15 protein-coding genes are annotated in these 12,553 nt (G+C 58.0%); 12 read left to right on the top strand and 3 right to left on the bottom strand.

Annotated elements, in window-relative coordinates:
* Nucleotides 1-163: 163 nt before the first annotated feature.
* Both ABIE59_RS08460 and ABIE59_RS08455 read right to left on the bottom strand, forming a co-directional pair.
* Complete coding sequence (locus ABIE59_RS08460; RefSeq protein WP_354446004.1) at nucleotides 164-1,267, bottom strand: porin; 1,104 nt, start codon at nucleotides 1,265-1,267, stop codon at nucleotides 164-166.
* 178 nt (nucleotides 1,268-1,445) lie between these two features.
* Entirely contained in the window at nucleotides 1,446-2,813 is a 1,368-nt protein-coding gene (locus ABIE59_RS08455; protein WP_502915340.1) for a WS/DGAT domain-containing protein, read from the bottom strand.
* 348 nt (nucleotides 2,814-3,161) lie between these two features.
* Here ABIE59_RS08455 and ABIE59_RS08450 point away from each other — a divergent pair, with 348 nt between their 5' ends.
* The gene (locus ABIE59_RS08450) at nucleotides 3,162-4,085 is read left to right on the top strand and encodes an alpha/beta hydrolase (protein WP_106693860.1); all 924 of its coding nucleotides are present in this window, start codon (nucleotides 3,162-3,164) and stop codon (nucleotides 4,083-4,085) included.
* A gap of 94 nt (nucleotides 4,086-4,179) precedes the next feature.
* Complete coding sequence (locus ABIE59_RS08445) at nucleotides 4,180-4,929, top strand: DUF8198 family protein (protein WP_354446000.1); 750 nt, start codon at nucleotides 4,180-4,182, stop codon at nucleotides 4,927-4,929.
* Between the two features lie 6 nt (nucleotides 4,930-4,935).
* Here the strand turns inward: ABIE59_RS08445 and ABIE59_RS08440 are convergent, their stop codons facing one another.
* A complete protein-coding gene (locus ABIE59_RS08440) occupies nucleotides 4,936-5,214 on the bottom strand; it encodes a polyhydroxyalkanoic acid system family protein (RefSeq protein WP_061330695.1) in 279 nt (92 codons plus the stop codon).
* 116 nt (nucleotides 5,215-5,330) lie between these two features.
* Here ABIE59_RS08440 and ubiE point away from each other — a divergent pair, with 116 nt between their 5' ends.
* The 10 genes from ubiE (at nucleotide 5,331) to ABIE59_RS08390 (ending at nucleotide 12,089) form a co-directional block, all read left to right on the top strand.
* Nucleotides 5,331-6,113 carry a bifunctional demethylmenaquinone methyltransferase/2-methoxy-6-polyprenyl-1,4-benzoquinol methylase UbiE gene (gene ubiE, locus ABIE59_RS08435; RefSeq protein WP_354445998.1) on the top strand — a complete coding sequence of 261 codons (783 nt, stop codon included), beginning with the start codon at nucleotides 5,331-5,333 and terminating at the stop codon, nucleotides 6,111-6,113.
* Complete coding sequence (locus tag ABIE59_RS08430; protein WP_354445996.1) at nucleotides 6,113-6,754, top strand: ubiquinone biosynthesis accessory factor UbiJ; 642 nt, start codon at nucleotides 6,113-6,115, stop codon at nucleotides 6,752-6,754. Before ubiE ends, ABIE59_RS08430 begins: the two co-directional genes overlap by 1 nt.
* On the top strand, nucleotides 6,751-8,394 hold the full coding sequence (gene ubiB, locus ABIE59_RS08425) for a ubiquinone biosynthesis regulatory protein kinase UbiB (protein ID WP_354445994.1): 1,644 nt from the start codon (nucleotides 6,751-6,753) through the stop codon (nucleotides 8,392-8,394). The genes ABIE59_RS08430 and ubiB overlap by 4 nt, the downstream gene beginning before the upstream one ends.
* 28 nt (nucleotides 8,395-8,422) lie before the next feature.
* A complete protein-coding gene (hisI, locus tag ABIE59_RS08420; RefSeq protein ID WP_058092481.1) occupies nucleotides 8,423-8,839 on the top strand; it encodes a phosphoribosyl-AMP cyclohydrolase in 417 nt (138 codons plus the stop codon).
* 12 nt (nucleotides 8,840-8,851) lie between these two features.
* Nucleotides 8,852-9,181: a phosphoribosyl-ATP diphosphatase gene (locus ABIE59_RS08415; protein ID WP_354445991.1), complete on the top strand. Its 330-nt coding sequence runs from the start codon at nucleotides 8,852-8,854 to the stop codon at nucleotides 9,179-9,181.
* Between the two features lie 86 nt (nucleotides 9,182-9,267).
* Entirely contained in the window at nucleotides 9,268-9,498 is a 231-nt protein-coding gene (tatA, locus tag ABIE59_RS08410; RefSeq protein WP_058092479.1) for a Sec-independent protein translocase subunit TatA, read from the top strand.
* Between the two features lie 11 nt (nucleotides 9,499-9,509).
* Entirely contained in the window at nucleotides 9,510-9,974 is a 465-nt protein-coding gene (tatB, locus tag ABIE59_RS08405) for a Sec-independent protein translocase protein TatB (RefSeq protein ID WP_354445989.1), read from the top strand.
* Nucleotides 9,971-10,756 carry a twin-arginine translocase subunit TatC gene (gene tatC / locus ABIE59_RS08400; RefSeq protein WP_354445987.1) on the top strand — a complete coding sequence of 262 codons (786 nt, stop codon included), beginning with the start codon at nucleotides 9,971-9,973 and terminating at the stop codon, nucleotides 10,754-10,756. The genes tatB and tatC overlap by 4 nt, the downstream gene beginning before the upstream one ends.
* On the top strand, nucleotides 10,753-11,475 hold the full coding sequence (locus ABIE59_RS08395) for a 16S rRNA (uracil(1498)-N(3))-methyltransferase (RefSeq protein WP_354445985.1): 723 nt from the start codon (nucleotides 10,753-10,755) through the stop codon (nucleotides 11,473-11,475). The genes tatC and ABIE59_RS08395 overlap by 4 nt, the downstream gene beginning before the upstream one ends.
* Nucleotides 11,476-11,720: 245 nt before the next feature.
* Nucleotides 11,721-12,089, top strand: coding sequence for a hypothetical protein (locus ABIE59_RS08390; protein ID WP_354445983.1), 369 nt, complete (start codon nucleotides 11,721-11,723; stop codon nucleotides 12,087-12,089).
* The last annotated feature ends 464 nt before the right edge of the window (nucleotides 12,090-12,553 follow it).

The raw sequence follows: 12,553 nt of genomic DNA, 5'->3' as shown, positions 1-12,553 counted from the left end.
CAAATCTTCCATAAGCCATTGATTATTATCCCCTTCAATCAATGTCCGGCGACGCAGCCAGGTTTTGGCAAGAGCAAACCGGCACTTTAGTCTGAGACGGCCTTCGCAGGCGCACCGGCTTCCTGCCGGCTACCTGCAAGGCCATAGACAGGAGCGAAGCTCCTCAGAACATCACAACGGCACCCAGTGCCAGAGTGTTGGCGTCTGCGGTTTTCACACCGGTAGACTTGGTTTCCTGTTCGAACATGTTGTATTCGGCCACCAGCTTGAAGTTGCTGTTGACGTCATGGAACACAGCCACGGAGGTGTTCTCGGTCTCGAAATTGCCCTGATCGGAATCGGTTTCACCGTACGACAGCACAAAGCGGTTTGCGCCCAGCGTGTAAGATGCCTGAATCAGGTAACCATCAGCATCCTCTTCAGAAGCCAGGGCGGCATCGGTAATCAATACCGGCACATCACCCTTGGAAGTGAAGCCTGAAGCCGTCAGGGACAGACCGGCCACGGCCGCTTTCACACCATACCCAACACCCCGACTGTCGATCTTGGTGGTGGCGTTCTCCGAGCTCTGGTGACGACCGTTCACCCAACCCGTCAAGGCCACGCCGTTCAGGTCAGCGCTGTAGGTGACTTCCGCCTCAAAACGCGGGGCGGACTGCTCAGACTGGGCGCCCGGCGTGGTGTTGGCAGGCTCAAAGATACCCGCGGCAACGTTCAGGCCGCCCATGTCCGGTGTGCGATAGGTGATCTGGGCTGACGGGTTCGGGTAGGGGTAGCCGGTGCGGATATTGCCGAAAGACACGCCTGTGGCTGCCCCCGGAGAACCAAATCCCATCAGGATCTCATCCAGGAAGATATTGGAACGGGCGTACAGGCCGAAATCTTTACCAATCAGGACCTGACCAAAACTGCCATCCACGGTTGCATACAGTTGACGCACATCGATTGCGGTGTCGGTCGGCGACTGCAGGCTGTCGTTGATCGTGCTCCAGAACGATGAACGGCCACCCAGTGTCAGGTCGCCCATCTCCTTACTGAAATTGAAGCCGATGGTGTTCGGCAAAAAACCCATCTTGACGTCGGAATTGCGCACGTCAGCAACTTTGTCATCACGGTTCACGTAAAACGCATTGAAGTAGCCATCCACCGAAAAGCTGGTGCCGTCCTCGTTGTACAGTTCAATGGCTGCATTGGCTCCGGCACTGGCTCCCATGGCCGCCATCATGGCAATGGCCAACCCTGACTTTCTGAAGTTGTTGTTTTTCATACATCCCCCGGTTGTTTTTAGGAAATCTGGGATAAGAGGACCGGTTATCCGATCGCTCCAGGCGAGGTCTGACGCCTGATTTCCATGGTCGGTGATGCAACAACAGGGGGGAATGCTTCCAGCGAGCAGGTTTTCTGCTCATTTGGGAGGCATTTGAAACGAAACTTTGGAAGTACGACTACGTGGAAAGACCACCCGGGAACTGGTCCAGTTCAGACAAGCAGTCATCAAGAAACTCATGGGGGTTGGCCAGAATGGCCTCGTCCGCCACCACACCAAACTGCACCTGACCGGCGTAACTGACAATACTCACACCCAACCCGATATCGCCGGCCTGGGGCACCCAGAACATCTGTTCGGTGATGGCACAACCGGCCAGGTAACGGGTCTCCGGCGTACCAGGTACATTGGACACCACCGCAGAGGCCTTGCGGAAAAACAGGTCAGCCAGTGGTTTGCGCCCCACCTCCGGCAACAGCGCGGCGCTGGCCGTCAGCCCCCAGGCGATCCCCGGCTGCCAGCTCTTCTTGAGCTTGCGGGTTTCATGCTTGATGCGGAACAGCCGCTCCAGGGCACTGGCACCATCCACCGGCATGGGCACGAACACCGTGCCAAAGCAGTTGCCGGGCTCGCCGTCCTCCGGCCGAACACCCTCCGGCATCCGGGACCGGATATCCACCGGCACGGCCGCATGCATGACCGCATCGTCCAACTGTTCTGGTGACATCCCCAGCCGTGGGCGCACAGCAGCCGCCACACAGGCCAGTAACACATCGTTGATCGTAGTATGGGTGGCCGATGCGACTGCACGAAAACGGTCAAGCGCCACCGGTTCAGACCACCGACAGCTACGCCGGCCCAGCAATGGCCGCCGCAACTCAGAGGGCGTATCGGCCGGTTCCACCAGAAACTCGCTGAGCTCATGCACCATCCGGGCACTGGCCTCCAGTGCCCGCCCGGCGTGCCCCGCCCCTTTGGTGGGGCCATCATCCGGTATCGCGCCGGAAACCTGGCCTGCCTGGGCAGCCATATTTCCCAACCATTGCCTGGCGTAGGTTGTCCACCGTTCCAGCTGCGGCAACTCGGCAGCGCCATAGATGGCCGGGTACTGCCGGGGCGACGGCGGGCATAGTGTTGAGAAAATGCCCAGCAGGGACAGCCCGTCGGCGTAACAATGATGCAGGCGCAGCAGCAAGGCCGCACCACCCTGGGCGTTAGGCGCCAGCCAGAACTTCCAGCCCGGGCGATACCGGGGCAGCGGCTCGTTCAGCCGCGCCGACACCCAGTCCTGCAACTGATGCTGATCAAACCGGTCTATCACCACATCAAGGTGATGGGAAACGGAAAAAGTGGGGTCTTTCTGCCAGTACCAGGCCGGCGCCTTCCAGACCGGGCGGCAGAGAAAACGCTCCCAGGCGGTCCAGTACACCTCCAGAAATTCCCGGAACCGGCCGGCCGTCAAGCCGTCAACCCGGAGCATAATGGTAATGGTCATGGGGTTTTCCGGCCGTTCCAAAGCCAGCCAGGCCGAATCCGAAGGCAGCATGAGATGCGATTGCTCCTGGTTCAAACCTGATAGTCCCCGATGAATAACGTGCCCGATAAGTAAAAAGCCAATCCCGCATTGTGCCAGAGTCCTTTACGGGGCTCCATCACCGTGCGTCGCCCACAGCGTTACAAAAAATTACCTGCAAGTAACCCTTCGGCTCTATACTGGTTATATGTAATGATGCAATGGTTATAGAGAAGGACCACGATGCTGCGCGATTGGCTACAGATCTCCGGAAATCCCGGCGGTAGTGCCACTAACTCGCCCAGCCAAACGCGGTACAAATGAGAGACCGGCACAACCAAAACCAATAACAGTCCATTGCAATGCCGGGGGAGATGAATCATGAAAGCCAGTCATGTTCGCAAACTGATCAAGCCTATCGAGAGCGCCTATTCAGAGATGTTCTCAGGCCGGGTTTACCGTGTTGGTAAAGGCGCCGTATCGGTGCGGAATCATAGCGGCGCTGCGGAACATACCGTCATCGGCGTCCACGGCTTTCTGGAAAATCACTGTTACTTCACCCAGGCCTATGACGGCCCGACCACCGAACTGATTCTTCTCACCTGCAGCAACTACCATATTCCGGTAAACGGTGTCACGCCGGAGAACCCGGGCTGGGAAGTGCCCATCAAGCACCTGGAAGGTACCATTGAGTATGATGCCTGCATTCTGAATCAGGCACTGCAAAACCTGCCCAGCACCCGCAACATCCGGATCCACGGCCACTCCAGGGGTGGTGCGGTGATTCTTGAAGCCATCAAGCAGTGGCCAGAGCTGTACGAAGATGTCGAAATTGTGCTGGAAGCGCCAGTGCTGCCCCAGGGCAAACTGCACGCCCTGGTGACCACCCTGCTGGAGCCGGTCAGCCACGGCATGTGGCCCTGGCTGATCCGTCTGATCAACAGCGCGCCGCAATCCGCCTATGGCCAGACATTCTTTGGCAAGATGAACCCGAGAAAACGGCAGCTGCTGAACAAATTGTTCTATGCCACCAAGGATCATCTGACCATCGTGCGCAACATTGAAAACATCATGGAGTGGATGGTCCGCACAGACACCTCGGTGTACCAGCATGTGCGCCATGGCACGTTCCTGATACCTGCGACGGATCGCATCCTGGATCGCAATGCCATGCTGGCCAGTGCCCGTACCAGCCCGACCAACATGCGCATCATCGAAACCGAAGCCCCCAGCCACTTCATCACGCTGGACAGCAAGGAATGGGTGCCCGGTCTGGAAACCCTGCCCATTGCCGCCGAGGGCTGAACCTTAACAGGTGCAGCCCGGTTTCCGCTTCGCTAAACTGAGCGCCTTTTTCTGAGGCCATGCCTCTTGTCGCCGGTTTTATTGGAGCCCCTGCATGTATCGTGAGCGCCTGGTCACAACGGACGTGAATTCAGAAAACGCCCACCGGCTTAAACGCCTGCTACTGGAATACCACGACTTTCGCCAGCTCAAGTCAGCCCACCCCCTGCTGGAAGACACCCGCCGCATCGCCGACTGGCAAGCGGGACGGCTGAAAGCCACGCACCAGGACCTTTACCAGAACCCTGGCTATCACACTGGCCTGGAATTCTTGCTGACAGACCTTTACGCCCCTGCTGGCATGACCCAACGGGACGATAACATCGACCGGGTCTTCCCGAAGATGGTGAAGTGGCTACCAGACCATCTCTTGGGCACCTTCGCCGGGCTGGTTGAACTGAACCTGGTCACCCAGAGCCTGGATCTTGAACTGGCACAATGGTTTGACCGGCACAACCTGAGTACCGCCTCAATCACCACCAGCGACTATTGCGACGCTTATCGGGCCAGCGGCCAGTTGAGCATCCGCAGCCGGCAACTGGAACTGGTGGCCGACACTGGCCAGCAGTTGGACCGCTACGTGCGCAACCGCACCCTGGGCTGGCTGCTGTCGATGAGCCGGGGGCCGGCGGAAATGGCCGAGCTGGGCGATCTGCACAGTTTCCTGCACCGGGGCTACAGCGCATTCCGGAAGATGGAGGATGTCGACGTGCTGATTGAACGGCTGATCGGCCGGGAAAAACAGGTGATGGAGAACATACTGGCGAGCCACCCGGAACCCTTCTCGGTACCGGGCAACCTTTAACCGGGCTCAGGCTGTGAGAATCTGGTCCAGTTGCGAGTGAATTTCCTGCTCGATACGGGATTTGAACGGGCGCAGCATCAGCCCGAGCTCCAGACGGATGTGCAAATCGCTGTCGGATAGGTCCAGATGGCCCTTTACCCCACTGCGCTTGAACGTGAGCAGATCGCCCTCCCACTGGTAATTGACATCGAACTGCTTCGACAGGTCCTTCGCCAGAGTCTCTGCCGCCTCACGGGCGTGGGCTTTGTCGAGGGAATGGGCACGATGAATATCAATGACAGACATGGATCAGTTTTCTCGGTTGTTTGGAGACGGATTTACAGTGTAAGTCGGCAATAAACTTGTAGCCAACCCCTCAAAGGTTAGAATACCAACCTGAGATTCTGACAGGACCAACACCCATGAGCGAGCAGCAAACACCGGGCACCCCCGGCAACGGCCAGGACGACGTAACCCACTTCGGGTTCCGCAATGTACCCAAGAGCCAGAAAGCCAGCCAGGTGGCTCAAGTTTTCCACAGCGTGGCCGGCAAATACGACCTCATGAACGATTTGATGTCCATGGGCATCCACCGGCTGTGGAAGCGTTTCACCATTGAGCTCAGCGGTGTTCGCCCCGGCCATCAGGTTTTGGACATTGCCGGTGGCACCGGCGACCTGACCATGAAATTTTCCGACCTGGTCGGCCCGTCCGGCAAGGTAGTGCTGGCCGATATCAACGCCTCCATGTTGCAGGTAGGCCGCAGCCGGCTGACCGACCGGGGCTACGCTGGCAACATTGAGTACGTACAGGCTGACGCCGAGCACCTGCCGTTCCCGGACAACAGCTTTCAAGCCGTGTCCATCGCCTTTGGCCTGCGCAACGTCACCGACAAAGACCAGGCCCTGCGGGACATGGCCCGGGTCCTGAAACCCGGCGGCAAGCTGATGGTGCTGGAATTCTCCAAGCCCACCAATCCACTGCTGAGCAAAGCCTACGACACCTACTCCTTCACCGCCCTGCCGTTGATGGGTCAGCTCATTGCCGGCGACAGTGAAAGCTACAAATACCTGGCCGAATCCATTCGCATGCACCCGGATCAGGAAACCCTGAAGGGTATGATGGAAAATGCCGGCCTGGTGAACTGCAAGTACTACAACATGACTGGCGGCATTGTCGCCCTGCATGTGGGAATCAAACCCTGATGTTCCCCGGCCCGACCCTTCTGTCCGCTGCCAGCGCCATCGTAGAGATCGCGCTCAACCGGGCACTGGAGCTGGACACAGCTGGCCGGCAGGCCCTGCTGGACGCTCTGACCGGGCCGGCACAATTCAACATCAGCGCACCGGTCCCTTTGACGTGGACCCTGGAGCGTGTGGGCGAACGGGTTCAGGTGCGCAGTCAGCCCGCCGATGCCCCCGAGTTGGTCATTACCGGCCGCCCCATGGCCTTTGTTGCCCTGGCCCTGGGCGATGACCGGGTGTTTGCAGACAAGCGTCTGGGCGTCCATGGCAATACCGCCCTTGCTCACCAGCTGCAGCGGGCCCTGAACCAGCTGGAACCGGACTGGGAAGCGGCCATGGCGCGACACCTGGGCGACCTTCCTGCGCATTTTCTGGGCAAGCGCATCCGCAGTGCCGTGCATTGGAGCCGGCAGGCTGCGAATGCCATGAGCGCCAACCTGGAAGAGTATCTGCACGAAGAAAGCCAGGCCCTGCCAGGTCGCAGGGAGCTGGAAGCGACGTTCCAGGACATTGACCAGCTCAACCTGCGCACTGAACGCCTGGAAGCCCGACTGACACAACTGGAAAGTACCGGCAGCGATAACGATACGGAGACCCTGTGACCCGCCTGCAACGCCTGTTCCGAATTGCCTGGGTATTCTGCCGCTACCGGCTCGACACGTTTCTGCCGCTGGCGGAACTGCCCACACCGCTGAAGATTTTCTTCCTGCTGGCGCCCTGGCACTTGTTCCCCCAGCCGAAACTGAGCCGGGGCGACCGGCTGCGACTGGCGTTGGAAGAACTCGGCCCGGTGTTTGTCAAATTCGGCCAGATTCTCTCCACCCGGCGGGACCTGCTGCCCGACGACATGGCCGAATCCCTGAAACAACTGCAGGATCGGGTACCGCCCTTCCCCAGCGACCAGGCCCGGGGCATCATCGAGAAATCCCTGGGCGCGCCGGTGTCGGAGCTGTTCGCCGAGTTCAGCCCGGACCCGATGGCCTCGGCCTCCGTGGCCCAGGTACACGCCGCCACCCTGCCCAATGGCCAGAGAGTGGTGGTCAAGGTGCTGCGCCCGGGTATCGACAAGGTGATCCGCCAGGACCTTGGCCTGATGTACCTGATGGCCGGCCTGCTGGAAAAATACTGGTCTGAAGGCAAACGCCTGCACCCTGTAGACGTGGTGGCCGATTACGACGCCACCATCCACGACGAGCTGGACCTGCAGCGCGAAGCCGCCAATGCCAGCCAGTTGCGCCGCAACTTCGACAACTCACCGCTGATCTACATCCCGTTCATCGACTGGGACTACACCAGCAAATCCGTGCTGGTGATGGAGCGCATTCACGGCATCCCCATTGCCGACGTAGACAGCCTGAAAGCGGCCGGCGTTAACATGAAAGTGCTGGCCGAAAAAGGCGTGGAGATCTTCTTCACCCAGGTGTTCCGGGACAGCTTCTTTCACGCCGACATGCACCCGGGCAACATCTTTGTCGACGTCTCCAACCCGGCTGACCCGAAGTACATCGCCATCGATTTCGGCATTGTGGGCACCCTCGCGCCAGACGACCAGAGCTACCTGGCCCGTAACCTGCTGGCCTTCTTCCGCCGGGATTACCGCCAGGTGGCCCAGCTGCACATACAGTCCGGCTGGGTGCCGCCCGACACCCGGGTGAATGAATTCGAAGCAGCCATCCGTACCGTGTGCGAGCCAATCTTTGAGAGGCCCCTGAAAGACATCTCCTTCGGCCATTTCTTGCTGCGGCTGTTCCAGACGGCCCGCCGTTTCAATATGGAAGTGCAGCCGCAGCTGGTACTGCTGCAGAAAACCCTGTTGAACGTCGAGGGCCTGGGCCGCCAGTTGTACCCGGATCTGGACCTGTGGAGCACCGCTCAGCCGTTCCTGGAGAACTGGATGCGACAGCGCATTGGCCCCGCAGGGCTGATCAAATCGCTGCAAACGCACCTGCCGGCCTGGCTTGAACAGTCGCCAGAGATGCCGCAACTGGTTCATGATGCGCTCTTACAGCTTCGAAGCAGCGGCCCAACGGAAGAACAGAATCGCGCTACGCTTGAGTTAATGAAAGAGCAGCAACAGCGCAGCGACCGCCGGTGGCGCCGGGGTTTCATTGCCGCCGTACTCGCCGCCGCAGCCCTGGCGGGCACTCAGGAGCAGGCCATGCAGCTGGCGGCCAATGCGCCACTTTGGAGCTGGGCCTTGCTTGCCCTTGCCGGCGCGGTCATGCTCCGGGGCAGCCGTTAAACGAATGGATTTATCAGGATTCATAAAAATGCAAGATTCCCCCGCTAACGTCGTACAGCCTGACTGGCTCAACGAGATTCGCTGGACAGAAGACGGCCTCGTGCCGGCCATCGCCCAGGATGCCGACAACGGCGACATCCTGATGATGGCGTGGATGAATGCCGAGTCCCTGAAGCTGACCGTTGAGGAAGGCCAGGCGGTTTACTGGTCCCGGTCCCGGGGCAAACTCTGGCGCAAGGGCGAAAGCTCCGGGCACCAGCAGGTACTCCGGGATATCCGGCTAGACTGCGATGCCGATGTCATTTTGCTGAAAGTGGAACAAAAAGGCGGCATTGCCTGCCATACTGGTCGGCGAAGCTGTTTTTACCGGACCCTGAAAGACGGCCAATGGGTCAGCGCCGAACCGGTGCTGAAAGACCCGAACGCCATCTACGGCAGTGATTGAGGAGCAGAGACCGTGAGTGATGTACTGGAACGCCTGGCCCAGGTACTTGAAGCCCGCAAGCAAGCCGACCCGGAAACCTCCTACGTGGCTAGCCTGCACGCCAAGGGGCTGAACAAGATTCTGGAGAAAGTGGGCGAAGAGTGCACCGAAACACTGCTGGCCGCCAAAGACGCCGAGCAGTCCGGGAACACCCGGGATGTGGTGTACGAAACGGCCGACCTGTGGTTTCACAGCATGGTGATGCTTTCCCGGCTCGGGCTCGGACCAAAAGATGTGATTGATGAACTGGCCAGTCGTTTCGACCTGTCAGGCCTTGAAGAGAAAGCGTCGCGGAACTCGTAAAGAGGTACCCCTAACGGGGATTTCCGCGAACGGCCGCCGTTGGCGTACAATGTCATGGAACAGCAACAATTGAACGAGGAACCCTCATGGGTATCAGCATCTGGCAACTTTTAATCGTACTCGGCATCGTCATCCTGTTGTTCGGAACCAAGAAACTGCGCAACATCGGCAGTGATCTGGGCGGCGCGATTCGTGGCTTCAAGAAGTCCATGAGCGACGAAGAGGAAAAATCCGCCGATCAGAGCACGCTGGAAGGGCAGCAGGCTGAGAAAACTGAAGCCCCGGCCGAAGAGAAGCCCCGGGAAAAGCAAAGCTGAGTACCGCCTGAATGTTCGATATTGGCTTCATTGAGCTGCTGATCTGCGGCATCATTGCGTTGCTTGTGCTTGGGCCCGAGCGCCTGCCTACCGCCGCCCGGGCTGCCGGCCGGTGGATTGGCGGCGCGCGGCGCATGGTGGGCCAGTTCACCTCGGAACTGGATCGCCAGCTCAAGGCAGAAGAGCTGCGGGAAGAACTCCGCAAGGCCGGTGACGTCGGCCTGGACGACATGGAGAAAACTGTTCGCGGTGCCCTCGATGAAGCCAAGAAATACGAACACATGATTCTGCCAGATAGCGAGACCCGCAAACCACGGCCCGCACCGGCAACCCGCAGGATCGCAGGCGAAGAAAGCAAGAATCAGCCCCCCGCCGAGCCTTCGCAACCCGCTCCGCAAGGCGACAGCGCCGATCACGAGACCAGCGGCGAGGCCAGCAGCACAACATCAGAACGGCCTTCGGATAATCGTTCATGAGTGGTAACCCAGGCAGTAACCCGATCCCCCCTGAACAACAGGAAATGCCCCTGATCGAGCACCTGCTCGAATTGCGCAACCGGCTCCTGAAAATGGTACTGGCGGTGATCGTATGTTTTGCCTTTATCTACCCGTTCGCCAACGACCTTTACCTCTGGCTGTCGTTACCCCTGCGCGAGCTGCTACCGGTGGGCCAGACCATGATCGCCACCGACATTACCTCGCCGTTCTTTGCGCCCCTGAAACTGGCTCTGGTGCTGGCGGTATTTGCCGCCATCCCGGTGATCCTGTATCAGCTCTGGAGCTTCGTGGCGCCAGGCCTGTATGCCCATGAAAAACGCCTGGCGTTTCCCCTGCTGTTTACCTCGGTCATCCTGTTCTACGCCGGCGCGGCCTTTGCCTACTTTGTGGTGTTCCCACTGGTGTTCGGATTCTTTACCGCCATCGGGCCCGAGGGCATAGTTGAGCTGCCTGACATCAGCAGTTACCTGAACTTCGTTCTGAAAATGTTCTTTGCCTTCGGGGTGGCCTTCGAGATTCCCATTGCCACAGTACTGCTGATCCTCACAGGTGCCACCACACCCCAGGATCTGGCCGCAAAACGCCCCTACGTGGTGGTGGCCTGCTTTATCATCGGCATGCTGCTGACCCCGCCAGACATCATTTCCCAGACCCTGCTGGCGGTGCCCATGTGGATTCTGTTTGAATTCGGCATCCTGTTCGGGCGCCTGGCACACCGCCGGGTAGATGACGCCTCTGAGGGCGAGTCCGACTCCGCATGAACCTGGCGCTGCTGTTCGAGGAAGACTTCACCGGCACAGACCGGGTGCTGCTCCGCGGCCGCCGCCTTGAACACCTGAGAACCGTGCTCAGAGCCAGTACCGGCCACCAGATTCCGGTTGGCCGGGTCAACGGCGCCATGGGCACCGGTGAGATCCTGACCCTGACAGACACAGAAGCAGAACTCCGGGTATCGCTGAGCCAACGCCCACCGCGGCCCCTGCCACTGACCCTGATCCTGGCCATGCCTCGGCCGAAGATGTTTCGCCGCGTGTTGCAAACCTGCGCGTCGTTGGGGGTAAAGGATATCTGGCTGATCAACAGCTACAAGGTAGAAAAGAGTTTCTGGCAAACGCCGTGGCTGTCAGAGGAGAACCTGAGGGAAAACCTGACCCTGGGCCTTGAGCAGTCCAAAGATACGGTGATGCCACAGGTGCATATCCGCAAGCTGTTCAAACCCTTTGTGGAAGACGAACTACCGGCCCTGCTGGCAGATAAAATCGCACTGGTGGCGCATCCCGGCACCAGCGCACCCTGCCCCGTTCACCTGAACGAGCCGGCAGCCCTGTGCATCGGGCCGGAAGGCGGTTTTACCGATTACGAAGTGGGTAAGCTGGAAGAGGCCGGATGCCAGAGCGTGCATCTGGGCGCCCGTATTCTGCGTGTGGAAACCGCTGTTCCGGTGTTGATCAGCCGGCTGTTTGACGCGTGTTGTACATAGTTTCTCCTTTTTGCAAATACAACAAGAAGACATCCTAGACACACTCCTAGCCGTTTGATCGCCCATCCTCCTTTGGATTTATTTGAAGCAACACGTCAACTGGACCAATATCCCTTACTATGAGATCGTATTTGTAATATACATAGACTCGGTGGGCCTGACTTTTTCAATCGCGGAAAGTTGATGTGGCGTAAAGAAGGGCAGTGCCTGAGTATCTAGAGGACAAAGGTTCACGGAGAAGAGTTTTGTTTGAGTCTTTGAAAAAGCAATCAGCTCAGGCCAGGGTTGACGAAGAAAATCTATATAAAATGGTTTTTGAGGAATACGATAAAGGCATCATCCGTCATGGTCTGTGGGCTAAAGCTGTCGCAAAGTCAAACGGGCAACCTGAAAAGGCGAAATCTCTCTACATAGAATTTCGAGTCCAAGCGTTAAAAGACGAGATCCATTTAACCCAGCCCCCAAACACCGTAGAGAATCGAGATAACGTTGAACAAACCGTCAACTCTGCGCACGATAGGGAGAACCTTGATGGGTTATGGCTTCTCCTTTCAGTTTTCTCTGGAGTTGTCTTAATTCCATTATTAATAACAATAATTTACAACAACCTTTAAGTTTAACATTTCTTGACTTGGTGTAGTTGCCGCAATCCGCTAGGTGGCCCCAACAATTTTCTGGTCCCCAGGAGGATTTCAGTAATACAGGACCGATATTCTTTCCGTTTTTAGACTCGGTAATAGCCTTTCCATCGGTGGATTATTCGAGCAGTTGTCTAGCTAGATTTTATGAAAACAGCGTTTTGCAGGAGCGACTAAGTCGCTGATCTATATTGCTTAAAATGGGAAACGGTAATCCATCGATAAACAACGATGGATTTCCGTCATGCCCAAAACATGCTCAGTGCTGGCTTGGATTTTTATGGTAATTCCGCTACATTTGCCAACACTATAGGCATGGATTGTGCCGATTAACACCTTGTGGAAACACGGACGTGACCAAAATAGCAGACCCGCACTCGCTTGCGCTTCATGAAGCGTTGATGATCGAGGGTGGTTGGGACCAATACTCCGATAGGGAA

It is taken from the genome of Marinobacter sp. MBR-99, from assembly GCF_040547575.1.
Taxonomy (GTDB): domain Bacteria; phylum Pseudomonadota; class Gammaproteobacteria; order Pseudomonadales; family Oleiphilaceae; genus Marinobacter.
The sequence above is the reverse complement of the archived record's forward strand: the minus strand, read 5'-3'. Positions and strand labels throughout refer to the sequence as shown.

Coding starts and splice junctions, on each gene's coding strand:
- ABIE59_RS08450 (WP_106693860.1), top strand. CDS start 3,162: ATGAAAGCCAGTCATGTTCGCAAACTGATCAAGCCTATCGAGAGCGCC.
- tatA (WP_058092479.1), top strand. CDS start 9,268: ATGGGTATCAGCATCTGGCAACTTTTAATCGTACTCGGCATCGTCATC.
- ABIE59_RS08430 (WP_354445996.1), top strand. CDS start 6,113: ATGTTCCCCGGCCCGACCCTTCTGTCCGCTGCCAGCGCCATCGTAGAG.
- tatB (WP_354445989.1), top strand. CDS start 9,510: ATGTTCGATATTGGCTTCATTGAGCTGCTGATCTGCGGCATCATTGCG.
- tatC (WP_354445987.1), top strand. CDS start 9,971: ATGAGTGGTAACCCAGGCAGTAACCCGATCCCCCCTGAACAACAGGAA.
- ABIE59_RS08455 (WP_502915340.1), bottom strand. CDS start 2,813: ATGCTGCCTTCGGATTCGGCCTGGCTGGCTTTGGAACGGCCGGAAAAC.
- ABIE59_RS08440 (WP_061330695.1), bottom strand. CDS start 5,214: ATGTCTGTCATTGATATTCATCGTGCCCATTCCCTCGACAAAGCCCAC.
- ubiE (WP_354445998.1), top strand. CDS start 5,331: ATGAGCGAGCAGCAAACACCGGGCACCCCCGGCAACGGCCAGGACGAC.
- hisI (WP_058092481.1), top strand. CDS start 8,423: ATGCAAGATTCCCCCGCTAACGTCGTACAGCCTGACTGGCTCAACGAG.
- ABIE59_RS08395 (WP_354445985.1), top strand. CDS start 10,753: ATGAACCTGGCGCTGCTGTTCGAGGAAGACTTCACCGGCACAGACCGG.
- ABIE59_RS08445 (WP_354446000.1), top strand. CDS start 4,180: ATGTATCGTGAGCGCCTGGTCACAACGGACGTGAATTCAGAAAACGCC.
- ABIE59_RS08460 (WP_354446004.1), bottom strand. CDS start 1,267: ATGAAAAACAACAACTTCAGAAAGTCAGGGTTGGCCATTGCCATGATG.